The organism is Streptomyces monticola, from assembly GCF_042665355.1.
GTDB lineage: Bacteria > Actinomycetota > Actinomycetes > Streptomycetales > Streptomycetaceae > Streptomyces > Streptomyces monticola.
Map to the genome: position 1 here is coordinate 148,769 of NZ_JBHTCF010000012.1, position 23,825 is coordinate 172,593.

At 70.0% G+C, this 23,825-nt stretch carries 19 protein-coding genes and 1 pseudogene; 4 read left to right on the forward strand and 16 right to left on the reverse strand.

The genetic code is table 11. The features are described 5' to 3' along the window. Window positions 1-78: 78 nt before the first annotated feature. The 9 genes from aroB to ACFQVC_RS26130 form a co-directional block, all read right to left on the reverse strand. On the reverse strand, window positions 79-1,164 hold the full coding sequence (gene aroB, locus ACFQVC_RS26090) for a 3-dehydroquinate synthase (RefSeq protein ID WP_381834975.1): 1,086 nt from the start codon (window positions 1,162-1,164) through the stop codon (window positions 79-81). Next, entirely contained in the window at window positions 1,161-1,676 is a 516-nt protein-coding gene (locus tag ACFQVC_RS26095) for a shikimate kinase (RefSeq protein WP_381834977.1), read from the reverse strand. Before ACFQVC_RS26095 ends, aroB begins: the two co-directional genes overlap by 4 nt. Further along, the gene (aroC, locus tag ACFQVC_RS26100) at window positions 1,673-2,857 is read right to left on the reverse strand and encodes a chorismate synthase (RefSeq protein WP_381834979.1); all 1,185 of its coding nucleotides are present in this window, start codon (window positions 2,855-2,857) and stop codon (window positions 1,673-1,675) included. Before aroC ends, ACFQVC_RS26095 begins: the two co-directional genes overlap by 4 nt. A 241-nt stretch (window positions 2,858-3,098) precedes the next feature. Next, a complete protein-coding gene (locus ACFQVC_RS26105; protein ID WP_381834980.1) occupies window positions 3,099-3,929 on the reverse strand; it encodes a shikimate dehydrogenase in 831 nt (276 codons plus the stop codon). Further along, window positions 3,926-5,539, reverse strand: a complete 1,614-nt coding sequence (mltG, locus tag ACFQVC_RS26110; RefSeq protein ID WP_381834981.1) for an endolytic transglycosylase MltG — start codon at window positions 5,537-5,539, stop codon at window positions 3,926-3,928. The genes ACFQVC_RS26105 and mltG overlap by 4 nt, the downstream gene beginning before the upstream one ends. 125 nt (window positions 5,540-5,664) lie before the next feature. Then, window positions 5,665-6,141: a Holliday junction resolvase RuvX gene (ruvX, locus tag ACFQVC_RS26115; RefSeq protein WP_381834982.1), complete on the reverse strand. Its 477-nt coding sequence runs from the start codon at window positions 6,139-6,141 to the stop codon at window positions 5,665-5,667. After that, complete coding sequence (gene alaS, locus ACFQVC_RS26120) at window positions 6,141-8,810, reverse strand: alanine--tRNA ligase (RefSeq protein ID WP_381834984.1); 2,670 nt, start codon at window positions 8,808-8,810, stop codon at window positions 6,141-6,143. The genes ruvX and alaS overlap by 1 nt, the downstream gene beginning before the upstream one ends. Further along, the gene (locus ACFQVC_RS26125; RefSeq protein ID WP_381834986.1) at window positions 8,810-9,130 is read right to left on the reverse strand and encodes a DUF6167 family protein; all 321 of its coding nucleotides are present in this window, start codon (window positions 9,128-9,130) and stop codon (window positions 8,810-8,812) included. Before ACFQVC_RS26125 ends, alaS begins: the two co-directional genes overlap by 1 nt. 7 nt (window positions 9,131-9,137) lie before the next feature. Beyond that, complete coding sequence (locus ACFQVC_RS26130) at window positions 9,138-9,572, reverse strand: DUF948 domain-containing protein (RefSeq protein ID WP_381834988.1); 435 nt, start codon at window positions 9,570-9,572, stop codon at window positions 9,138-9,140. 156 nt (window positions 9,573-9,728) lie between these two features. Here ACFQVC_RS26130 and ACFQVC_RS26135 point away from each other — a divergent pair, with 156 nt between their 5' ends. Next, complete coding sequence (locus ACFQVC_RS26135; RefSeq protein WP_381834990.1) at window positions 9,729-11,927, forward strand: ATP-binding protein; 2,199 nt, start codon at window positions 9,729-9,731, stop codon at window positions 11,925-11,927. A 27-nt stretch (window positions 11,928-11,954) separates the two neighbouring features. Here the strand turns inward: ACFQVC_RS26135 and rpsD are convergent, their stop codons facing one another. Next, window positions 11,955-12,569 (reverse strand): 30S ribosomal protein S4, encoded by a 615-nt coding sequence (gene rpsD, locus ACFQVC_RS26140; protein ID WP_381834992.1) that lies wholly within the window; start codon window positions 12,567-12,569, stop codon window positions 11,955-11,957. Window positions 12,570-12,760: 191 nt separating this feature from the next. Here rpsD and ACFQVC_RS26145 point away from each other — a divergent pair, with 191 nt between their 5' ends. Next, the gene (locus ACFQVC_RS26145; protein ID WP_381834994.1) at window positions 12,761-13,450 is read left to right on the forward strand and encodes a DUF2470 domain-containing protein; all 690 of its coding nucleotides are present in this window, start codon (window positions 12,761-12,763) and stop codon (window positions 13,448-13,450) included. A gap of 18 nt (window positions 13,451-13,468) precedes the next feature. On the opposite strand, the gene ACFQVC_RS26150 is transcribed toward ACFQVC_RS26145, so the two are convergent. The 5 genes and pseudogenes from ACFQVC_RS26150 to ACFQVC_RS26170 all read right to left on the reverse strand — a co-directional run bounded on the left by ACFQVC_RS26150 (window position 13,469) and on the right by ACFQVC_RS26170 (window position 18,664). Next, window positions 13,469-14,257, reverse strand: coding sequence for an HNH endonuclease family protein (locus ACFQVC_RS26150; RefSeq protein ID WP_381834996.1), 789 nt, complete (start codon window positions 14,255-14,257; stop codon window positions 13,469-13,471). A 235-nt stretch (window positions 14,258-14,492) separates the two neighbouring features. After that, window positions 14,493-15,851 (reverse strand): annotated as a pseudogene (locus tag ACFQVC_RS26155) (replication-associated recombination protein A); the annotation flags it as partial. A gap of 68 nt (window positions 15,852-15,919) precedes the next feature. Then, window positions 15,920-16,552, reverse strand: coding sequence for a vitamin K epoxide reductase family protein (locus ACFQVC_RS26160; RefSeq protein ID WP_381834998.1), 633 nt, complete (start codon window positions 16,550-16,552; stop codon window positions 15,920-15,922). A gap of 119 nt (window positions 16,553-16,671) precedes the next feature. Further along, window positions 16,672-17,934, reverse strand: a complete 1,263-nt coding sequence (gene hisS / locus ACFQVC_RS26165) for a histidine--tRNA ligase (RefSeq protein ID WP_381835000.1) — start codon at window positions 17,932-17,934, stop codon at window positions 16,672-16,674. Between the two features lie 13 nt (window positions 17,935-17,947). Continuing rightward, window positions 17,948-18,664: an MBL fold metallo-hydrolase gene (locus ACFQVC_RS26170; protein WP_381835002.1), complete on the reverse strand. Its 717-nt coding sequence runs from the start codon at window positions 18,662-18,664 to the stop codon at window positions 17,948-17,950. Between the two features lie 191 nt (window positions 18,665-18,855). Between ACFQVC_RS26170 and ACFQVC_RS26175 the strand changes: the two genes are divergently transcribed. Both ACFQVC_RS26175 and ACFQVC_RS26180 read left to right on the forward strand, forming a co-directional pair. Beyond that, a complete protein-coding gene (locus ACFQVC_RS26175) occupies window positions 18,856-19,638 on the forward strand; it encodes a peptidylprolyl isomerase (protein WP_381835004.1) in 783 nt (260 codons plus the stop codon). A gap of 141 nt (window positions 19,639-19,779) precedes the next feature. Continuing rightward, window positions 19,780-21,012: a DUF349 domain-containing protein gene (locus ACFQVC_RS26180; RefSeq protein WP_381835006.1), complete on the forward strand. Its 1,233-nt coding sequence runs from the start codon at window positions 19,780-19,782 to the stop codon at window positions 21,010-21,012. Between the two features lie 77 nt (window positions 21,013-21,089). Here ACFQVC_RS26180 and ACFQVC_RS26185 read toward each other — a convergent pair whose 3' ends face one another. After that, the gene (locus tag ACFQVC_RS26185) at window positions 21,090-23,693 is read right to left on the reverse strand and encodes a RelA/SpoT family protein (RefSeq protein WP_381835008.1); all 2,604 of its coding nucleotides are present in this window, start codon (window positions 23,691-23,693) and stop codon (window positions 21,090-21,092) included. Window positions 23,694-23,825: the final 132 nt, after the last annotated feature.

Below are 23,825 nucleotides of genomic sequence, written 5' to 3' on the forward strand. Positions count from 1 at the left end.
CCCGGGCGGGTTGATCGTACGCACCCAGGTCGGGACAGGCCCCCCAGGTCGGGCGGTACCGGGACAGGCCGTCCCGGGTCAGGCGGAGACTTCGCCGTAGGCCGCGAGGAGGACCGTCGGGTCGGGGCCCTCGAGGACGGTGGGCTTGGCCAGGCCGTCCAGGACGATGAAGCGCAGCAGGTCGCCGCGGGACTTCTTGTCGACCTTCATGTTCTCCAGGAGCTTGGGCCACTGGTCGCCCCGGTAGGACAGCGGCAGGCCCACCGACTCCAGGACGGTGCGGTGGCGCTCGGCGGTGGCTTCGTCGAGCCGCCCGGCGAGCCGGCCGAGTTCGGCCGCGAACATCATGCCCACCGAGACCGCGGCGCCGTGACGCCACTTGTAGCGCTCGTTCTTCTCGATCGCGTGCCCAAGGGTGTGGCCGTAGTTGAGGATCTCCCGGCGGCCGGCCTCCTTGAGGTCACCGGACACCACTTCGGCCTTGACGCGGATGGACCGCTCGATCAGCTCGGCGGTGTGCGGCCCCGCGGGGGTGCGGGCGGCCTGCGGGTCGGCCTCGATCAGATCCAGGATCACCGGGTCGGCGATGAAGCCGGCCTTGATGACCTCCGCGAGCCCGGAGACGTAGTCGTGGACCCCCAGCGAGTCCAGGGCGGCGAGGTCGCACAGCACCCCGGCCGGCGGATGGAAGGCGCCCACGAGGTTCTTGCCCTCGGCGGTGTTGATACCGGTCTTGCCGCCGACCGCCGCGTCCACCATGGCGAGCACGGTGGTGGGCACCGCCACCCAGCGCACCCCGCGCAGCCAGGTCGCGGCCACGAACCCGGCGACGTCGGTGGTGGCGCCGCCGCCGACCCCGACCACCACGTCGGTGCGGGTGAATCCGGACTGGCCGAGGGCCTTCCAGCAGTACGCGGCGACCTCGGCGGTCTTGGCCTCCTCGGCGTTGGGCACCTGGATGGCGATGGCCTCGTAGCCCTGCACGGCCAGATCCGCGCGCAGCGCCTCACCGGTCTCGGCCAGCGCCTCGGGGTGGATCACCGCGACCCGCTTGGCCTTGTCACCGATCAACGCGCCGAGTTCGCCCAGGAGTTGGCGGCCGACGAGCACCTCGTAGGGGTCGCTGCCGCCGACGGGGATACGCGTCACCTGCTGCTCGGTCATGCTTCCTTCAACTCCAGTGCGTCGAGGACCGCTTGCGTGACCTCTTCGGGGGTGCGGCCGTCGGTGGCGACGACGACGCGCGCGGCATCGGTGTACAGGTGGCGGCGGGCCTCCATCAGCTCGCGCCACTGCCTGCGCGGATTGACGGCGAGCAGCGGGCGCGCGGCGTTCAGGCCGGTGCGCTTGACCGCTTCTTCGACGTCCATCGACAGATAGACGACGGCGTGGTCGGCGAGCAGCGCACGGGTGCCTTCGTCGAGGATGGCGCCGCCGCCCAGGGCAAGCACCCCGGTGTGCTCGGCGACGGCGGCGCGCACCGCCTGCCGCTCGAGCTCACGGAAGTGGGGCTCGCCCTCCTCGATGAAGATGTCGGCGATGGACCGGCCCTGGGCCGCCACGATGTCGGCGTCGGTGTCCCGGAAGCCGGTGCCGAGGCGCTCGGCGAGCAGCTCGCCCACGGTCGTCTTGCCCACGCCCATCGGTCCGACGAGGACGATCTGCGGGGCGGTCACCGGATGTGCAGGTTGTCGAGGTACGACTGCACGTTGCGGCGGGTCTCGGGCACGCTGTCGCCCCCGAACTTCTCCGCCACGGCATCAGCGACGACCAGCGCGACCATGGCCTCGGCCACGATCCCGGCGGCCGGCACCGCGCACACATCCGACCGCTGGTGATGCGCCTTGGCGGCCTCACCGGTGGTCACATCGATGGTGGCGAGGGCCCTCGGCACGGTCGCGATCGGCTTCATCGCGGCCCGTACGCGCAGCAGTTCACCCGTCGTCAGACCGCCCTCGGTTCCGCCCGAGCGGCCGGAGGCACGCTTGACGCCGTCGTCGGTGGCCACGATCTCGTCGTGCGCCTTGGAGCCCGGCACCCGCGCCAGCTCGAATCCGTCGCCGACCTCGACACCCTTGATCGCCTGGATGCCCATGAGGGCCGCCGCAAGGCGGGCGTCCAGACGCCGGTCCCAGTGCACATGCGAGCCGAGGCCCACCGGCACCCCGTACGCGAGGACCTCGACCACACCACCCAGGGTGTCGCCGTCCTTGTGTGCCTGGTCGATCTCGGCGACCATCGCCTTCGACGCGTCCGCGTCGAGGCAGCGCACCGGATCCGCGTCCAGCTTCTCCACGTCGGAGGGCTTGGGATAGACGCCGTAGGGAGCCTTGGCCGCGGCCAGCTCCACCACGTGGGAGACGATCTCGATCCCGGCCGTCTCCTTCAGATACGACCGGGCCACCGCACCGAGCGCCACTCGCGCCGCGGTCTCCCGCGCGCTCGCCCGCTCCAGGACCGGCCGTGCCTCGTCGAAGCCGTACTTCTGCATACCGGCCAGATCCGCGTGCCCGGGACGCGGCCGGGTCAGCGGGGCGTTACGGGCCAGCTCGGCCAGCTCCGCGGGATCCACCGGATCCGCGGCCATGACCTGCTCCCACTTGGGCCACTCCGTGTTGCCCACCATCACCGCGACCGGAGAGCCCATGGTCAGACCGTGGCGCACCCCGCCGAGGAAGGTGACCTCGTCCTTCTCGAATTTCATCCGCGCACCGCGGCCATATCCCAGACGCCGCCTGGCCAACGCGTCCGCCACCATCTCCGTGGTGACCGGCACGCCGGCCGGCAGACCCTCAAGGGTCGCGACGAGTGCGGGCCCGTGCGACTCTCCCGCGGTCAGCCAACGCAACCTGCTCAACGGTGTGCTCCTCATGCTCGCGCCTGGTTCTGGCGACGGCGCGACCGGGTGCGCGGCCCTGGCCCGCCTGCCTAGATCCTCCCATGCCCCCGGCCGCACCCCGGCCGCCGGTCCAGCAGGCGGACGCCCGGCCGGACCCGGCGACGCCGGAGGGAGCCCGTGAAGGAGGGGGCAGGGCCGAAGCACGAACTGCAAAGGGGCGCGGAGCCGCGGGGGTCCTGCCGGACGTCCCGCGGAGCGCTCAGCGTGCCGCCAGCGCCCGCTCCCCCGCCGTGCGCATCGCGTCGAGCGGCGCCGGGGAACACCCCGTCATCTGCTCCACCTGCAGCACCGCCTGGTGCACCAGCAGGTCGAGGCCGCTCACCACGGCCCCGCCGAACATCGACCAGCGCGCGGCGAGCTCGGTGGGCCAGGGGTCGTACAGCACGTCGAAGAGCGCGCCGGGACGCTCCGGCACGGCCTTGGCCAGGTCGTCCGTCGCACCCGCCGGAGTGGTCGCGATGACCAGCGGCGCCCCGAAGGCGGCCTTCGCGTCGTCCCAGTGGGCGGTGCGCACGGCCACGTCGAGCCGCTCGCCCCACTGCTTCATCTCGGCGGCACGCGCCTCACTGCGTACATACGCCGTGATCTCGCCCGTGCAGATCCGTGCGAGCGCCGCGAGGGCGGACGATGCGGTCGCGCCCGCGCCCAGGATCGCGGCCGACTCGACCTCTTCGATACCGCGTTCGCGCAGCGCCGCGACCATGCCGGGAATATCGGTGTTGTCGCCGCGGAGTCGCCCGTCGGCGCCGAAGACGACGGTGTTGACCGCCTCGACGGACGCCGCTGTCTCACTGACCTCGTCGAGCAGCGGGATCACGGCCCGCTTGAGCGGCATGGTCAGGGAAAGGCCCGCCCACTCGGGGCCGAGCCCTTCGAGAAAGCCGGGCAGCGCCGCCTCGTCGGTCTCGAACCGGTCGTACGACCACTCCCCCAGGCCCAGCTCCGCGTAGGCGGCGCGGTGCAGCACCGGGGACAAGGAGTGCGCGATCGGGGAGCCGAGCACGGCGGCCCGGCGCTTGCTGACGCTCATTGTCCGTTCTGTTCCTGCAGGTACTTCTCGCGGTTGCGGTTCTGCTCCTCGTTCGTCTCCGCGAAGAGCGTCTTGTCCTCGCTGACCGAGACGAAGTAGTACCAGTTGCCCTTGGCCGGGTTGAGCGCCGCCTTGATGGCCTCCGCACCCGGGTTGCTGATCGGCCCGGGCGGCAGGCCCTTGATCTTGTACGTGTTGTACGGGTCGTCGAGCTTGCGCAGCTGATCGACCGATCCGGTCGCCAACTCGGACTTCCCGCGCAGGTAGTTGACCGTCGAGTCGAAGTCGAGCAGCCCGTACGTCTCGGTGTTGTTCGGCTTCAGACGGTTGTAGACGACCGTCGCGACCTTCTCGAAGTCGTGCTTGTACTTGCCCTCGGCCTGGACGAGGCTCGCGACCGTGACCAGCTGCAGCGGGTTCTTCAGGTGCAGGTCGGCGGCCTTGCCCTCGAGGTTGTAGTCCTCGTATTCGGAGTTGGCCGTAGCGACCATCTTCTTGAGTACGTCCGCGGGCTTCTGCCCCTTGGCCACGGGGTAGCTGGACGGGAACAGGAAGCCTTCCAACGGGTCCTTGACGTCGTTGGTGATGTTCTTCGTCGCCCAGCCGGGCAGTCCGAGGTCCTTCCAGTGGTCCTTGGCGTACTTCTCGGTGGTGCCCTTGTCCACTTCGAGGCGCTTGTCGATCTCCTCGTAGACCCAGGCGTTGCGCCGGCCCTCGGCGATGATGAGGTTGTTGCGGCTCTTCGGGTCGAGCATCTGCTCCACCGCGGCGTCCGCCGACATCTCCTTCTCGAGCGAGTAGACGCCCGCCTGGATCGTCAGGCCCTTGGGGTGCTTGCCCTGGGCGCTGACGAAGGCGTCGGCGCTCTTGACGACGCCGGCCTGCTCCAGCTTGTTGCCGATGACGTATCCCCCGGCGCCCTTGGGGATGTCGACCGTGACCTTCTCGCCGTTGCCGTCGCCCGAGTAGTCCTCGGCCGAGCCGAAACGGTCTTGGTAGAACTGATAGCCGAAGTACCCGACGCCGCCGATGCCGCCCGCGAAGACCAGCGTCACGACCAGGCAGGCGCAGCCGCTTCGGCGCTTCTTCTGGCCTTTGCCGCGGCGGTCCTTGCGGCCGCCGCCGCGGCGGGACGCACGCGGGTGCTCGCCCTCGTCGTAGTCATCGTCGTCATCGCCGCCGGCGAAGAAGGCGTGCTCCCGGTCGTTGGGGCCCGGGTCCCAGTCGGTCTCCCGCTCCGGGGGCGCCTCATGACGGCGGCCCGGAGGCTGCGGAGGCGGATAGGCGTCGGGGTTGCCGTACGCGTCGGGGCGTTCTCCGCCGCCATACGTGGCGGGCTGGCCGCCATACGGGTCGGCGTACGGGTCATAGGCCTGCTGCTGGCCCGTGTCCCAGCCGCCGTTGAAGTCGTGCTGCGGATAGCCGGCCTGGTGACCGCCGCCGTACTGAGGCTGCTGGTGGGGGTGGTGCGGCTGCTGCGGGTAGTGCTGCTGGCCGCCGTACGGACCCTGGCCGCTGGCGGCCTGCTGTCCTCCCCATCCCTGGTCCCCGTACAACGGGTCATTGGGATGCCACGGTTCGGAGCCTGGGCCCCGGCCATACTCAGTCATCGATCCCCTACGAGCCGCGAGGCGGTGGCCGCCGAGCACTGGTACCCATGAACCGGTCCGCCTCTTCTGCTGTGCGGCGACTGTTCGAACGCCACCGCATCGCGCGGAACGTTACCGTATCGCGATCAGATGACCACTTCGACGCCCTCGCCCGGGGCTTTACCTGACGCCCGTTCGGACTCCAGAGCGTTCTGAAGGATGACCACTGCGGCAGCCTGGTCGATGACGGATCGGCCCTTTTTGGACTTCACGCCCGAGGCGCGCAGTCCCTGACTGGCCGTCACTGTGGTCATCCTCTCGTCCACAAGGCGCACCGGAACGGGTGCGATGCCGCGCGCGAGCTCCTGCGCGAAGCCCCGCACCTTGGCCGCTGCCGGGCCCTCGCCCCCGTTGAGGGAGCGCGGGAGTCCGACGACGACCTCGATCGGCTCGTACTCGTCGACGAGTCGCTTCAGGCGCCGGTGGGCCGCCGGGACATCGCGTCCCGGCACGGTCTCCACCGGGGTGGCGAGGATCCCGTCGGGGTCGCACGAGGCGACCCCGATCCGGGCGTCCCCGACATCGATCGCGAGGCGCCGCCCGCGACGGATCTCCACGGTCATCAGGCGGTCTCGGCCACGAGGCGCTCGACGGCGGCCACGGCGTCACCGATGGCATCCGGGTTCTGGCCGCCGCCCTGCGCGACGTCGGGCTTGCCGCCACCGCCGCCGCCGAGGGTCTTGGCCGCGGTGCGCACCAGGTCGCCGGCCTTGAGGCCGCGCTCGCGGGCGGCCTCGTTGGTGGCGATGACGGTGAGCGGGCGGCCGTTGGCGGTGGTGAAGAGGGCCACCACGGCCGGGCGGTCGGCGGGGATACGGCCGCGCACGTCGAGGACCAGCTTGCGCAGGTCGTCGGCGGCGGTGCCGTCCGGGACCTGACCGGTGGCCAGGGCGACGCCCCGTACGTCCTTGGCACCCTGGGCGAGACCGGCGGCCGCCTGCAGCACCTTCTCGGCACGGAACTTCTCGATCTCCTTCTCGGCGTCCTTGAGCTTGCCGAGCATGGCGGAGATCTTCTCGGGCAGTTCCTCCGGACGTCCCTTGACCAGCTCCTGGAGCTGGGCGACGACCGTGTGCTCCTTGGCGAGGAAGTTGTACGCGTCCACGCCGACCAGGGCCTCGATACGCCGTACGCCGGAGCCGATCGAGGACTCTCCGAGGAGCTTCACCAGGCCGAGCTGGGCGGTGTTGTGGACGTGCGTACCGCCGCAGAGCTCCTTGGAGAAGTCGCCGATGGTGACGACGCGCACGCGCTCGCCGTACTTCTCGCCGAACTCCGCGATGGCGCCCTGCTTCTTGGCCTCGTCGATGCTCATGACCTCGGCCTGGACGTCGAGTTCACGGGTCAGGATCTCGTTGATCTTCTGCTCGACATCCGTCATCACGGCCGTGGGCACGGCGGACGGCGAACCGAAGTCGAAGCGGAAGCGGCCGGGCTGGTTCTCGGAGCCGGCCTGGGCGGCCGTCGGGCCGAGTGCGTCGCGCAGCGCCTGGTGCGTGAGGTGCGTGGCGCTGTGGGCACGGGCGATGGCGCGGCGGCGGTGGACGTCGATGGTGGCCTGCGCGCCGGCGCCGACGGTGATCTCGCCGACCTGGACGACGCCCTTGTGGACGTAGACACCGGGGACCGGCTTCTGGCAGTCGCGGACCTCGACGACGGCGCCGTTGTCCAGCTTGATGCGGCCGGTGTCGCCGATCTGGCCGCCGCCCTCGGCGTAGAAGGGGGTGCGGTCGAGGACGACCTCGACCTCGTCGCCCTCGGTCGCGGCGGGCGAGGAGACACCGTCGACGAGGATGCCGACGATGCGCGACTCGCCCTCGGTGGAGGTGTAGCCGATGAAGTCCGTGGCGCCGGCGGCATCGGCGATCTCGCGGTAGGCGCCCATGTCGGCGTGGCCGGTCTTCTTGGCCTTGGCGTCGGCCTTGGCGCGCTCGCGCTGCTCCTTCATCAGGCGCCGGAAGCCGTCCTCGTCCACGGACAGGCCCTGCTCGGCGGCCATCTCCAGGGTGAGGTCGATCGGAAAGCCCCAGGTGTCGTGGAGCAGGAACGCCTTGTCGCCGGGGAGCACCGAGGAGCCCGCGGACTTGGTCTCGGTGACCGCGGTGTCGAGGATGTTGGTGCCGGCCTTCAGGGTCTTGAGGAAGGCGTTCTCCTCGGCGAGGGCGACGGTCTCGATCCGCTTGCGGTCGGTGAGGAGCTCCGGGTACTGCAGGCCCATCGTCTCGATCACCACGTCGAACAGGTCCTTGGCGACGGGACCGGTGGCGCCGAGCAGACGCATGTTGCGGATGGCGCGGCGCATGATGCGGCGCAGCACATAGCCACGGCCCTCGTTGCCCGGCGTGACGCCGTCGCCGATGAGCATCGTGGACGTACGGATGTGGTCGGCGACCACGCGCAGGGAGACGTCGGAGCCGCGCTCGGCGCCGTAGCGGACGCCGGTGAGCTCGGTGGCCTTGTCCATGACGACGCGCAGGGTGTCCGTCTCGTACATGTTCTGTACGTCCTGCAGGATCATGGCGAGGCGCTCGAGTCCGAGGCCGGTGTCGATGTTCTTCGACGGCAGCTCACCGAGGATCGGGAAGTCCTCCTTCCCGTCGCCGGCGCCGCGCTCGAACTGCATGAAGACCAGGTTCCAGATCTCCACGTAGCGCTCGTCGTTGACGGCAGGGCCGCCCTCTTCGCCGAACTCGGGGCCCCGGTCGTAGTTGATCTCGGAGCAGGGGCCGCAGGGGCCGGGGACGCCCATGGACCAGAAGTTGTCCTTCTTGCCCAGGCGCTGGATGCGCTCGGCCGGCACGCCGATCTTGTCGCGCCAGATCTGCTCGGCCTCGTCGTCGTCGAGGTAGACCGTGATCCACAGACGCTCGGGGTCGAGGCCGTAACCGCCGTCCTCCTGCGAGCTGGTGAGCAGCTCCCAGGCGAACTCGATGGCGCCTTCCTTGAAGTAGTCGCCGAAGGAGAAGTTGCCGCACATCTGGAAGAACGTGCCGTGGCGCGTGGTCTTGCCGACCTCTTCGATGTCCGGCGTACGCACGCACTTCTGCACGCTGGTGACGCGCGGGGCGGGCGGCTTGGTCTCGCCGAGGAAGTAGGGCTTGAAGGGCACCATTCCCGCGGGAACGAGCAGCAGTGTCGGGTCGTCTGCAATCAGCGACGCCGACGGCACGACCTTGTGCCCACGCTCTTCGAAGAAGCGCAGCCAGCGGCGGCGGATTTCAGCCGACTCCATCAGTGGTCCTCATTCCGGTTGTACGTGTACTTCGGGTAGGTGCGGTTCTCGATCGCGGCGATCCGGCGCTGCGGCGGGAGTTCGGGGGCGTCCTGGTCGTTCAGGCCCAGGGCGTCCCCCAGTTCGGCTTCCCGCTGGGCCATGCCGTCACGGACGTCGACGGCGAAGTCCTTGAGCCGGTGGCCGGCGTCGATCGCCTTGTTCGCAGCCGTGGCCGCGAGGCTTTCGGGGGTCAGCTGCTTGAGTTTGCGGTTGACCTTGGTGGTGGCCCACACACCGGCGGCCGCGCCCGCGGTGAACCAGAACGTACGGCGGAACATCGCAGCGTCAGTCCTTCTTCCGCTTCCCCCGGCGCGCGGCGGGCACGGTGCGCCCCACGATCACGGTACGACGGGAGGGCTTGGGCGGCACGTCTTCCTTGTTACGGCTGATGGCCCGGCGCACGCCGTAGCCGAACGCCGCGACCTTGACCAGCGGGCCGCCGAACGTCGAGGCGACGGTGGTGGACAGGGCCGACGCGTTGGACGTGACCTCCTGGACGTCCGTCGCGATGGCGTCGACGCGGTTGAGCTGGGTCTGCGCGGAGCGGACCGTCGCGGACGCGTCGGCGAGCAGCGGTACGGCCTGTTCGGTCACGTCCGCCACCAGTTTGGTGGTCGCCTTGAGCGTCTGGGCCAGCCTCACCAGGGCCACTGCGAGGAAGGAGACCAGGATCGCCCAGAAGACGGCCACCAGGATCCCGGCCACCTCTCCACCGGTCACGCTGCACCGCTCCCTGCTCGTTCGGGGCTCATCAAAAGTCGTTGTCCGACCTTATCGCGCCGGGCCTCGGACTCCGCACCGCATTACCGTCTGCCGGGCCTGAGTTGCAAGGTGCGATTGTACGGACCGCTTACGGATGGGTACGCTCCGTTCTCCATGCGACGCACTCAGCCATCAGAGCCGGGCGGCCCGCCGGGCAACCTCCCTCAGGAGCTCAACTCCTTTGTGGGGCGCGCCGCCGAACTCGACGACCTGGACGCCCTGCTCACCGAGGCGCGCCTGGTGACCGTGGTGGGCGTGGGCGGTGTCGGCAAGAGCAGACTCGCACTGCGGGCCGCGGGCCGTACCGGGTGGCGCCGGCGGGACGGCGTATGGCTGGTGGAGCTGTCCGCGGTCAGCAAGGCGGAACTGGTCGAATACACCCTCCTGGAGTCCCTCGGCCTCACCGACCACACGGGCCGCCCGCCGCGCACCGTCCTCGTGGAGCAGCTCGCCGAGCGCCAACTCCTGCTCGTCCTGGACGGGTTCGAGCATCTGGTGGACGCGTGCGCCGGGCTCGTACGGGAACTGCTGCGGCGCTGCCCGGGTCTCCGGGTGCTCGCCACCGGACGCAGGCCCCTGACCGTGGAGGGCGAGTGCATCGTGCCGCTCTCGCCGCTGCCGGCGCCCGACGCGGCCACGCTGTTCGCCGAGCGGGCGGCGGGAACCCTGCCCGGCTTCACACTCGGCGACGACAACCGGGCCGACGTGGTCGAGCTCTGCCGGCACCTGGACGGGATCCCTCTCGCCGTGGAGCTGGCCGCCGGGCGGCTCGGAGCGCTGTCGCCCGCGCAGCTCCTGGCCCGGATCGACGACCGTTTCCGGATGCTGAAGGGCGGCAGCCGGGGGGCGCTGCCGCGTCACCAGACGCTGCGTACCGCGATCGGCTGGAGCCATGAGCTGTGCTCGGCCGACGAGCGGCTGCTGTGGGCGCGGCTCTCGGTGTTCTCCGGCCAGTTCGACCTGGAGGCCGCCGAGTACGTCTGCGGCGGGCACGGACTCGCGGCCGAGGACGTCCTCGATGTGCTCGGCGAACTTCTCGCGCAGTCGGTGGTGGTACGCGAGGACAGCGCGTCCGGGGTGCGCTATCGGATCCTCGACACGGTGCGGGCGTACGGCGCGGAGTGGCTGGAGGCGGCGGGCGACGCGGCGCGGATGCGGCGGCGGCACCGCGACTGGTTCATGGGGCTCGCGACCTGGTGCGAGCTGGACTGGTTCTCGCCCCGCCAGGCGGAGGTGGCCGCCCTCATCGAGAGCGAACTGCCCAATCTGCGCAGCGCCCTCGAGTACTGCATGACCGAGCCGGGCGAAGCACATCTGGGCCGGTATCTGGCGGGCACCCTGTGGTTCTACTGGGTGGGCTGCGGGCGTCTGTCGGAGGGGCGGCACTGGCTGGACCGCAGCATCGAACCGGGCGGCCACGACGAGGACCGGGGCGAGTACACGGAGTCCCGGCTCAAGGCGCTGTGGGTGCTCGGCTATGTCGCGATCCTGCAGGGCGACACGGTGGCGGCCCTCGCGGCCCTGACCGAGTGCCGCGAGGAGGCCGAGAGCACGGACAACGCCACGGCCGTCGCGTACGCCGTGCACCGCACCGGCTGTCTGGCCCTGATCTCCGACGACATGGAGCGCGCCGAGCGCCTCCTGCGCGAGGCCCTGGAGCGTTACCGGGAGCTCGGCGAGCTCAACAGCAATGTGCTCATGGGCCAGGTCGAACTGGCCATGTCCCTTGTCTTCCAGGGGGACTTGGCGGGCGCCCTGCTGCTGTGCGAGGACGTCGACGAGATCTGCCGGGAGCGCGGCGAGCGCTGGACCCGGGCCTATGCGCTGTATGTCCTCGCCTACGCGGCGTGGACGCGCGGCGAGCATGACAGCGCGCGGGAGCTCCTGCGCGAGTGCATCCGTATCGACCACACCTTCCACGATCTGGTCGGTCTGGTGCTCTCCCTCGAACTGCTCGCCCTGGTGACCGCGAGCGAGGGCGATCCGGCCGAGGCCGCGGTGCTGCAGGGCGCCGCCGAGCCGCTGTGGGACTCGGTGGGTCTGCCGCTGTTCGGCTCGGGCTATTTCAGCGCGCCGCGGGCCCTCTGCCGGCAGCAGGCAGGGGAGGTGCTGGGCCGGGAGCGGTACGCGCGCTGCGTACAGGAAGGACAGGCCCTCACCCTGGACGCGGCGGTGGAGCGCGCCCTCGCGCGTGGCCCGCGGTCGGCGCCACCCGCCGGCACTCCGCACATCGCACCGCAGAGGTCCACCGCCCCGGAAACCCGAAAGCCCGCCGGCTCCCCCACCAGTAACGGCGGGGAAGCGGCGGGCTGAACGCGCTGGGTCGCTACGCCTGCTGGATCAGCGGGCGTAGTACTCGACGACGAGCTGCTCGTCGCAGATGACCGGGATTTCCTTGCGGTTCGGGTCACGGTCCAGGCGGAAGGCCAGGGCCTTCAGGTTCACCTGGAGGTAGCGCGGGGTCTCGCCGTCGGTGTCGTAGCCACCCTCGCGAGCAACCTGGAAGGGGTGCTTCTCGCGGCTGCGCTCGCGGACGGTCACGACGTCGTCGGGACGGACGCGGAAGGACGGCTTGTCGACCTTCTTGCCGTTGACCTCGATGTGGCCGTGGACGACCATCTGGCGGGCCTGGTAGATGGTGCGGGCGATGCCCGAACGCAGGACCAGAGCGTCGAGGCGGCGCTCGAGCTCGATGATCAGGGCCTCACCGGTCTTGCCCTGCACCTTGCTGGCGCGCTCGTAGGCGCGGACCAGCTGGCGCTCGGAAACGTCGTACTGCGCACGCAGACGCTGCTTCTCGAGCAGACGGACCTTGTAGTCCGAGTTCTGCTTGCGGCCGCGGCCGTGCTCGCCCGGCGGGTAGGGACGGGCCTCGAAGTACTTGACGGCCTTCGGCGTCAGCGCAATGCCGAGCGCACGAGACTTCTTGACCTTGGGACGCGACTGGTTAGGCACGTTCTCCAGACCTCCGAAATAGGTTAGGTTAGGCTCACCTTACTAAGGGAGATCGCATGTCTCGCCGTGGGAACACCAGTCACGTCACGGACAGCACAGGAAACACCGACGCCAACCCAAGGGGCATCGATATGACGGAGGTCCGATCAGATCGTGGTCAGCCGCGTCCCAGCGGGCTTGAAACCATCCGGATGCCGTCAGCAGCCGAACGCACACGAACTCTCGTACAGAGTACATGCTCCGGAGTGCTGCTCTCGCCCGGGGCCGAGGGCACCCGCCCGGACCAGCTCATCGCCGACGAGCGGACCGTGGGACCCGAGGGCGACGTGTTCCTCGTGTTCCCGGCGGACTCCCCCGTCGTACGGGCCGCGACCCACGCGCAGGACGACGAGCTGCCCGCCGTGCTGGAGATCACAGATGTCGCACCCGTCTCCGTACCCAACCGTATCCGGGGCCGGGTCTGGCTCTCCGGCTGGCTGACGCAGGTGCCCGGCATGGCCGAGCCGGGGCGGATGATGCTGCGCCTCGAGGTCGGCGAGGCCTCGGTCGACGACCTGTGGGGCGCGGCGGGCGTGGAGCCCGAGGACTTCGCCCGCGCCGCCGCCGATCCGCTGGCCCTGCACGAGGCGGAGCTGCTCCAGCATCTGCACTCCGCCCACACCGACCAGATGCAGCTGCTCACCGCGCTGCTCGGGGACCGTGCGGCCGCGCCCGGCAGGGCGGTGCCGGTGGCGCTCGACCGCTTCGGACTGCGGGTGCGCTTCGTCGGCGAGCGGGCCGGGAGCACCTTCGACGCGCGCTTCGACTTTCCCGAGCCGGTACGGGACGTGAACGGTCTGCGGCGTGCCATGCACCGGCTCTTCGAGGCCGCGTCCCACTGAATCACCGTTCCCCCGCCCCTACTTGGGGCAGGTGGCCAGCATGTCCTGCAACGCGAGCTTCTCGGGCGCCGTCACCGTCAGCTTGTACTTGGCCTTGATGCCGGTCCAGCGGCGGGCGTACTCGCACCAGTAGGCCTGCCGCGGCTTCCACTTGTCGGGGGTCTGGCTGCTCTTGTCGGTGTTGGCCTGCTTGTCGACGGCGAGCAGGACGTCGAGGTCGTTCGCGTAGTTCAGGCGCTGCTGCGGGGTCCAGGCCCAGGCGCCGGCCCGCCAGGCGGCGCCGAGCGCGACGATGTGGTCGGTCTCGATCTGCGAGGCCCGGCGGTAGTAGTAGGGCAGCTCCTTGCCCGTGTACGGGTCCTGGAGCTTGCCGGAGATCACCACGCAGGCGTTGCGGTCGCCCTCGCGCAGATCCTTCAGATCACGGCGCAGTACGTCGTCCCGGGTGTCACAGCCGTTGCGCCCGCCCGGTACATCCACCTCGTCGGACCAGGTCTCGCCGAACTCGGCGCGCTTGTACGACTCCCAGTTCTTGCCCCATGCCACCTCCAGCTTGGCCAGCTGGTCGCGGGCCGTCGCCGGATTCGGCGGGAAACCCTTGCTTGCCGGCTCCGGGGAGGGCACCGGCGTGGGCTTCGGGGTCGGCTTGGGCGCGGGCGGGGTGGCCCCCGGGGAGACCGTCGTGTCCGGCGGCACGCTGAAACGGGCGTCGGCGCGCTCCACCTGCAGCGGGGTGCACGCCGTGAGCAGCGTGGCCGCCGAGAGCAGGGCGGTGGCCGCTGCCCCTGCGGCTGCTCTCGCTCCCATGGCCCCGAGCGTAGGCGCGGGCGGTGAGCACCGCCCGTCGGCCGGGCGGCGCCTACTCCTCTTCGGCCGGGGTTTCCGGCTCGGGCTTGGACTTGGACTTGGGCCCGGCGGCGGACCTGGGCTCGGGCTTCTGATCCGTCCTGGGCTCCGCCGCGGACCCGGTGTCCGGCTCAGTCCTGGGCTCTGGCTGCTTGCGGGGCTCCGCCTTCGGCTCCTTGCGCTGCTCGGCCTGCGGCTCCCTGCGCATCTCGCCCGACAGGCGCTCGCGCACCCGGTCCGCCACGTCGGCGTACCGGGCCTCCGCGCCGTAACGCGTGGGTTGGTAGTAACGCCGGCCGTGGATGGCGTCCGGGGCGTACTGCTGGGCCGCGATGCCGCCCGGGACGTCGTGCGGATAGACATAGCCCTGGGCGTGGCCGAGCTTGGCTGCGCCCTTGTAGTGCCCGTCGCGCAGATGCGGGGGCACCGGGCCGGCCAGGCCCTTGCGTACGTCCTCCATGGCGGCGCCGATGGCCGTCGTCGCGGAGTTGGACTTGGCCGCCAGGGCGAGGGCGATGGTGGCGTGGCTGAGGGTGAGCGCCGCCTCCGGGAAGCCGATCATGGCGACGGCCTGCGCGGCGGCGACCGCGGTGGGCAGCGCCGTCGGGTCGGCGAGGCCGATGTCCTCGCTCGCGGAGATCATCAGGCGGCGGGCGATGAACCTCGGGTCCTCGCCGGCCTCGATCATCCGGGCCAGATAGTGCAGCGCCGCGTCCACGTCCGAGCCGCGGATGGACTTGATCAGGGCACTCGCCACGTCATAGTGCTGGTCGCCGTCCCTGTCGTACTTCACCGCCGCCCGGTCGACCGACTCCTCGAGGGTCTGCAGGGTGATCTCCTGCTCGCCCTTGGACAGGGCCGAGCCGGCGCCCGCCTCCAGGGCGGTGAGCGCGCGCCGGGCGTCGCCCCCGGCGATACGCAGCAGATGCGCCTCGGAGTCGGCGGGCAGGGTGACGGCGCCGCCGAGGCCGCGCTCCTCTTCGATCGCCCGGTGGAGCAGCCCCCGCAAGTCGTCGTCCGTGAGCGGTTCGAGGGTGAGCAGCAGGGATCGGGACAGGAGAGGGGAGATCACCGAGAAGTACGGGTTCTCCGTCGTGGCCGCGATCAGGGTGACCCAGCGGTTCTCGACGGCGGGCAGCAGAGAGTCCTGCTGGGCCTTGCTGAAGCGGTGGATCTCGTCCAGGAAGAGGACGGTCTCCTTGCCGAAGCCGCCGGTGGCGCGGCGGGCGCCTTCGATGACCGCGCGCACCTCCTTGACGCCGGCGGTGATCGCGGAGAGCTCCACGAAGCGTTTGTTGGTCGCCTTGGAGACGACATACGCCAAGGTCGTCTTGCCGGTGCCGGGCGGGCCCCAGAGGATGACCGACGACGGTCCCGCCGGGCCTCCGCCGCCCTCTCCGACCAGTCGGCGCAGCGGCGATCCGGGCTTCAGCAGATGCTGCTGGCCCACGACTTCGTCGAGGACGCGCGGGCGCATCCGGACGGCCAGAGGGCTGCTTGCCGGATCCTTTTCCTGGCGGTCTTCGGCTGCGGCGGTAAACAGGTCGGGCTCCACGTTCAGAACCCTATGTCACGCCACTGACAACGCTCCGGGCGCAGCCGGTCGGTCGGTGACCCCGCAGGTCAGCTGGTCCAGAAGTCCCACCAGCGGGTCAGGATCAGCATGCCGATGACCCCGATGTGCAGCACGGGCAGGACCCAGCTGAACTCGTCGAAGAATCCGCGCAGCCAGCCCGGCGCCGCGAGCAGTCCCTTGCGGACGTTGTGCGCGGTGACGTACCAGAACATGACGATGGTGGCGGCCCAGGCCAGGCAGCACCACAGGCACAGCGAGTTGATGTTGTACAGGGACTGGTACATCAGCCAGGTGCAGAAGCCGACGCCGAAGAGCATGCCGGCGTTCAGGGTCAGCCAGTACCAGCGCGGGAAGCGGGCACGGCCGATGAGGCTCATGCCGACGCAGATCACGATGCCGTACGTGACGAGGCCCAGCATCGGGTTGGGGAACCCGAAGGCCGAGGCCTGGTCGCTCTTCATGATGTTGCCGCAGGAGACCACCGGGTTGAGGCTGCAGCCCGGCGTGAAGTTGGGGTCCTCGAGCAGCTTGAACTTGTCCAGGGTGATGACCCAGGACGCGAGCAGCCCGGCCGCGCCCGTGATGACGAGGAGCAGCGCGAGCGCACGGCTGGCACCGACCGTCCTCGTGGAGTCGGTCTCTTCCTGGCCGGAGGAGACGTCAGCCGCTGTCGTCGTCATATCGCCGTACCGTCGTTCCGTCGTCGAAGGGCCTGTGGGCAGGGCCATTCTGCACCAAGGGGGAGCAATGGCGCGGGGCCGGGCACAAAGTGCCCGGCCCCTTGCGATCGCTTTCGGCGTCAGGCCAGCTTGGCGCCGAGCTCCGCGACGATCGCGTCCACCGCGACCGCGCTCTGCTCGCCGGACTCCATGTCCTTGAGCTGGACGACGCCCTCGGCGAGATCGCGCTCGCCGGCGACGAGGGTGTAGCGCGCGCCGCTGCGGTTGGCGTTCTTCATGGCCCCCTTGAGGCCCTTGCCGCCATAGCTGAAGTCCGCCGCCACGCCCGCCTTGCGCAGCTCGGTGACCACGCCGAACAGCACCCGGCGCGCCTCCTCGCCGAGCGGCACCGCGAACACGCTGGTGGCGGCGGGCAGTTCGAGCTCCACGCCCTCCGCCTCCAGGGCCAGGACCGTACGGTCGACGCCGAGCGCCCAGCCGACGGACGGCAGCGAGGGGCCGCCGATCATCTCGGACAGGCCGTCGTAACGGCCGCCGCCGCCCACCGCGGACTGCGAGCCCAGGCCGTCGTGCACGAACTCGAAGGTGGTGCGGGTGTAGTAGTCGAGGCCGCGCACCAGCTTCTCGTCGTCCTCGAAGGCCACGCCCGCGGCGGAGATCAGCGCACGGACCTCCTCGTGGTACGCCTTGCACGCATCGCACAGGTAGTCACGCAGCATCGGCGCGCCCACCAGCTGCTTCTGCACATCGGGCCGCTTGTCGTCGAGGACCCGCAGCGGGTTGATGTCGATCCGGCGCCGGGTCTCCTCGTCCAGGTCGAGACCGCGCAGGAAGCCCTGCAGTGCCTCGCGGTAGACGGGGCGGCACTCCTTGTCGCCCAGGGAGTTGAGCAGGATGCGGAAGTTCCGCAGGCCGAGCGAGCGGTACGCCTGGTCGGCCAGGATGATCAACTCGGCGTCGAGTGCCGGGTCCTCGGCTCCGATCGCCTCGGCGCCGACCTGCGAGAAGTGGCGGTAACGGCCCTTCTGCGGACGCTCGTAGCGGTAGTACGAGCCGGAGTACCAGAGCTTGACCGGGAGGTTGCCTACCTTGTGCAGGTTGGCCTCCAGGGCGGCGCGCAGCACGGAGGCGGTGCCCTCCGGGCGCAGCGCGAGCTTGTCGCCGCCCTTGGTCTCGAAGGCGTACATCTCCTTGGTCACGATGTCGGTGGACTCACCGACGCCGCGTGCGAACAGCTCGACGTTCTCGAAGCCGGGCGTCTCGACGTAGCCGTAGCCGGAGTTCTTGAGGGGCGCGGAGATGGCGTCGCGTACGGCGAGGTACTTGGCGCTCTCCGGCGGGATCAGGTCGTACGTGCCCTTGGGGGCCTTGAAGGTGCTCACGGGTTTTCTCTCGTCACATTCCTCGTCGGGGAGCCCTGGGCGCGCTGCTCCCCTGGCGGTTCGCGGCCACCTGCTGCAGATACGGGTTGGTGGCGCGCTCCTGGCCGATGGTCGTCTGGGGACCGTGTCCGGACAGCACCACGGTCGAGTCGTCGAGCGGCAGGCACACCCGGCCCAGCGACTCCAGCATGTCGTCCATGTCGCCGCCGGGCAGGTCGGTGCGTCCGATGGAGCCGGCGAAGAGCAGATCGCCCGAGAAGAACACGGACGGGATGTCCGCCGCCTCGGGCATCTGGAAGGTCACCGACCCCTTCGTATGCCCCGGTGCGTGGGCGACGGAGAAGTCGAGGCCGGCCAGGCGCAGCGCGGCGCCGTCGGTCAGCTCCTGCACGTCGTCCGGTTCCCCCACGGTCAGCTCGCCCATCAGCGGCATGCCGATGGAACGGCCGAGCGCCTTCTCGGGGTCGCTCATCATGTACCGGTCCTCGGGGTGGATCCAGGCGGGAACGTCATGCGCTCCGCAGACCGGGACGACCGAGGCGACATGGTCGATATGGCCATGGGTCAGGACGACGGCGACGGGCTTGAGCCGATGCTTCTTGAGTGCTTCCTCGACGCCCTCGGTGGCCTGGTGGCCCGGGTCGATGATCACGCACTCCTCGCCTGCGGCGGGGGCGACCAGATAGCAGTTGGTCCCCCAGGCCCCGGCGGGGAACCCGGCAATCAGCACGTTCGTCCTTAAAGGTGGTCCGACGGGAATCGCGGCGGATCGCTGTTCGGACGGCCGTACGGACAGCGATGACGCCAGATCGCAATACACGCAGCCTACCGGCGCGGCTCGCCACACAGCTAACCCATATACGGTACGGGGCAAGCTCAGGCGGTCAGGACCGTTCACGAGACGTACGAGGAGAAGACCCGGTGGTCAGCAGCGATCAGCGGCGGCGTCAGCTCGCCCGGGAGAAGTTCGCCCGCCAGCAGGAGCGGCGCGAATCCGCACGCAGCAAGGCACGGCGGCGTAACGCGATCATCGCCACCACGCTGGTGGTGGTCCTGGCGGCGAGCGGTGGAGCCGTCGCGGCCGGCGCCTTCAAGAGCGAGGAGCCCAAGGATCCGGCGAGCGCCCCGGAGCCCTCGTCGTCGCCGAGCTCGTCGCCCGAGCCGAAGATGGCGATCGACAAGAAGGCGAAGTACACCTTCGGCCTGGAGACGAGCCAGGGCGACATCGCCATCGCGATGGACGCGGCGAAGACCCCGCACACCGTCAACTCCTTCAAGCACCTTGCCGACAAGGGGTTCTTCGACAAGACCAAGTGCCACCGCCTCACCACCCAGGGCATTTTCGTGCTGCAGTGCGGTGACCCGGAGGGCACCGGCGCGGGCGGTCCCGGCTACACACTCCCGGACGAAGACCTCAAGTCCCTCGGCAAGCCCGGCAAGGACGGCGCGGTGACCTACCCGGCGGGCACCGTGGCCATGGCCAACACCGGCCAGCCGCACACCGGCGGCAGCCAGTTCTTCCTGGTCTACAAGGACTCCAAACTCCCGCCGCAGTACACCGCGTTCGGGAAGATGGACGACAAGGGCCTGAAGGCTGTCAAGGACGTCGCCGACGCCGGTGTCGGCAAGGGTGGTCAGGCGCCCACGGACGGGCCGCCGAAGAAGGCCGTCACCGTCGAAAAAGCAACGGTAAAGAAGGATTGATTCGCTAGCCCCGGATGCGGACAGCCGCCCTGCTCGTCGCCTATGTTGGCGTTGTGCAGGGCGCCGTGTGCGGTTGCTCTGAAGAAACTGTGGACGATGCCCCGGGGGACCCCCGCGCAGGCATCATGTGGAGGAGGCGCTGTGAGCAGCGACCCGTGGGGCCGCGTCGACGAGGCGGGGACCGTGTACGTGCGTACGGCCGACGGAAGCGAGCGAGTCGTCGGCTCGTGGCAGGCAGGCTCCCCTGACGAAGCCCTTGCCTACTTCAAGCGCAAGTACGACGGCCTGGTCGTCGAGATCGGCCTCCTCGAGCGCCGGGTGCAGACGACCGATCTGTCCGCCAAGGACGCGACGACGGCCATCGAGCATCTGCGGGAGCAGGTCACCGACGCCCACGCGGTGGGTGACCTGGACGCCCTCGGCAAGCGGCTCGACAAGCTGGTCGAGACCGTCGAGGCCCGCCGCGAGGAGCGCAAGGCCCAGAAGGCCAAGCAGACCGATGAGGCCAGGCACTCCAAGGAGGCCCTGGTCGCCGAGGCCGAGGAGCTGGCCCAGAGCGAGCAGTGGCGGGCCGCGGGCGAGCGGCTGCGCGCCCTTGTGGACACCTGGAAGGGTCTGCCGCGCCTGGACCGCAAGTCGGACGACGAGCTGTGGCACCGCTTCTCGCACGCCCGCTCCGCCTTCTCCAAGCGCCGCAAGGCCCACTTCGCCTCCCTCGACGCGCAGCGCGAAGAGGCCCGCAAGGCCAAGGAGAAGCTGGTCGCGGAGGCCGAGTCGCTGTCGAACTCCACGGAGTGGGGCCCGACGGCCGCCCGCTACCGCGAGTTGATGTCCGAGTGGAAGGCCGTGGGCCGCGCGCAGCGCGAGCACGAGGACGACCTGTGGAACCGCTTCCGCGGCGCCCAGGACATCTTCTTCACGGCCCGCAGCTCGGTCTTCGCCGAGCGCGACGCCGAGCAGGCGGAGAACCTCAAGCTCAAGGAGGCGCTCGCCGACGAGGCCGAGCAGATCCTGCCGGTGACGGATCTGAAGGCGGCCCGCGCCGCGTTCCGCAACGTCAACGAGCGCTGGGAGGCCATCGGCCACGTACCTCGCGACGCGCGGCCCAAGGTCGAGGGCCGGATGCACGCCGTGGAGCGGGCCATCCAGGAGTCCGAGGAAGCCGAGTGGCGGCGCACCAACCCGGAGGCACGCGCGCGTGCCGAGGGGCTGACGGGCCAGCTGCAGGCGGCCGTTGACAAGCTGCAGGGTCAGATCGAGACGGCCCGCGCCGCGGGCAACAACGCCAAGGCGGACAAGCTCCAGAAGGAGCTCGACGGCCGTCAGGCGCTGCTCGACCAGGCGCTGAAGGGCCTGCAGGAGTTCGGCGGCTGAGCCCGACGGTTCACCGATACGCCGGAGGGGCTCCCGTACTTGACGTACGGGAGCCCCTCCGGCGTATGCGCTGAACGCTACGGCCTGCGGGCCGATGTCACGCGGTACACGTCGTACACACCCTCAACTCCCCTGACGGCCTTGAGTACATGGCCCAGGTGCTTGGGGTCGCCCATCTCGAAGGTGAAGCGCGAGGTGGCCACCCGGTCGCGGGAGGTCTGCACGGCCGCCGACAGGATGTTGACGTGCTGGTCGGACAGGACGCGGGTGACATCGGACAGGAGCCGCGAGCGGTCCAGGGCCTCGACCTGGATGGCGACCAGGAAGACCGATGACTGCGTGGGCGCCCACTCGACTTCGAGGATGCGCTCGGGCTGCTGCGAGAGCGAGTCCACGTTCACACAGTCCGCACGGTGCACGGAGACGCCGCTGCCGCGCGTGACGAAGCCGATGATGGGGTCGCCGGGCACGGGCGTACAGCAGCGGGCCAGCTTGACCCAGACGTCCTCGACGCCCTTGACCATGACGCCCGGGTCGGCGTTGGCACGGCGCTTGCTGCGGCCGCGTACCGGGGCCGAGGTCTCGGCGATGTCCTCATTGGCCTCGTCCGCGCCGCCGAGGGCCTGCACCAGCTTCTGTACGACGTTCTGCGCGGCGACATGGCCCTCGCCGATCGCGGCGTACAGCGAGGAGATGTCCGGGTAGCGCATCTCGTGGGCGAGCGTGACGAGCGAGTCGCCGGTGAGGATGCGCTGGATCGGCAGGTTCTGCTTGCGCATCGCACGGGCGATGGCGTCCTTGCCCTGCTCGATGGCCTCGTCCCGGCGCTCCTTGGAGAACCAGGCCCGGATCTTGTTGCGCGCCCGGGGCGACTTGACGAAGCCCAGCCAGTCACGGGACGGGCCGGCTCCCGGCGCCTTGGAGGTGAAGACCTCCACCAAGTCGCCGTTGTCCAGGGTCGATTCGAGCGGTACGAGTCGGCCGTTGACCCGTGCTCCTATGGTGCGGTGGCCCACCTCCGTGTGCACCGCGTAGGAGAAGTCCACGGGTGTGGCACCGGCCGGCAGCGCTATGACGTCGCCCTTCGGGGTGAAGACGAACACCTCGTTGCGCGACAGGTCGAAGCGCAGGGACTCCAGGAACTCCCCGGGGTCCTCCGTCTCCTTCTGCCAGTCGAGGAGCTGCCGCAGCCACGCCATGTCGTTGAGGTGGTCGTCCTTGCCGGTCTTCTTCGGCACATCGGTGCGGATCTTGGAGGCACCGGCGACGGCCTCCTGCTTGTACTTCCAGTGCGCGGCGATGCCGTACTCCGCGCGGCGGTGCATGTCGAAGGTGCGGATCTGCAGCTCGACAGGCTTGCCGTTGGGGCCGATCACCGTGGTGTGCAGCGACTGGTACATATTGAACTTGGGCATCGCGATGTAGTCCTTGAACCGCCCCGGAACCGGGTTCCAGCGGGCGTGGACGGTGCCCAGTGCCGCGTAGCAGTCGCGGACCGTGTCGACGAGGACGCGGATGCCCACCAGGTCATAGATCTCGGCGAAGTCCCGGCCTCGCACAATCATCTTCTGGTAGACGCTGTAGTAGTGCTTCGGGCGGCCGGTGACGGTGGCCTTGATACGGGCGGCGCGCAGATCTGCCTGGACCTCGTCGGTCACTATGGCCAGATATTCGTCGCGCTTGGGCGCCCGCTCGGCGACGAGCCGCACGATCTCGTCGTACATCTTGGGGTAGAGGATCGCGAAGGCGAGGTCCTCCAGCTCCCACTTGATGGTGTTCATACCCAGGCGGTGGGCGAGCGGCGCGTAGATCTCCAGGGTCTCGCGCGCCTTCTTCTCCTGCTTCTCGCGCTTGAGATAGCGCATGGTGCGCATGTTGTGCAGGCGGTCGGCGAGCTTGATGACCAGGACGCGCGGGTCCTTGGCCATGGCGACGACCATCTTGCGCACGGTCTCGGCCTGCGCGGCCTCGCCGAACTTGACCTTGTCCAGCTTGGTGACGCCGTCGACGAGCAGGGCTACCTGGTCACCGAAGTCACGGCGCAGGGTGTCGAGGCCGTACTCGGTGTCCTCGACGGTGTCGTGCAGGAGACCGGCCATCAGGGTCGACGGGTCCATGCCGAGCTCGGCGAGGATCGTCGTCACCGCGAGCGGGTGCGTGATGTACGGGTCGCCGCTCTTGCGCTTCTGCCCGCGGTGCCAGCGCTCGGCGACCTGGTAGGCCCGCTCGATCTGGCGCAGCGTCGAGGTCTCGATCTTCGGGTCGTTGCTGCGCACTATCCGCAGCAAGGGCTCGAGGACCGGGTTGTACGGGTTGGAGCGCTGCACTCCGAGGCGGGCCAGACGGGCCCGGACGCGGTTCGAGGAGGCGGAGCGCGACTGGCTCGTGGTGGCGGGGCGCATGACGGGGGCCGTGCTCGCGGGGCGCTCGGGAGCAGCGGCGGGCTTGGCGGCCGCGGCGGGCTTGGGAGCCGTGGCGGGCTTGGCGGCCGTGGCGGGCTTGGCCGGGGCGGTGCCCGGCTTGGGCTCGGGACGCGGCTTTTCGGCCATGCGCTCGTTCGGGGACTTGGGAGCCTGCTTCTCGCTGCCGGCGGGCGTGGCAGCGGGCGCCGCGGCCTGTTCGGCCTGGTGGTCGGGCTTGGGCTGTGCGGCGGCGAGTGGCTGACGGGCCTCGTCTGGCAAGAGCGCTCCTCATGCAGGTTCCGGCCCCCCGATCAGGTCCGGACTGCCATGGTATCGATCCCCGGGCTTCCCCTCGTGCCCGACCGTCGACCCTGGGGCCCCACCAGGCACGCCGAAGGCGGGCACCCGGCC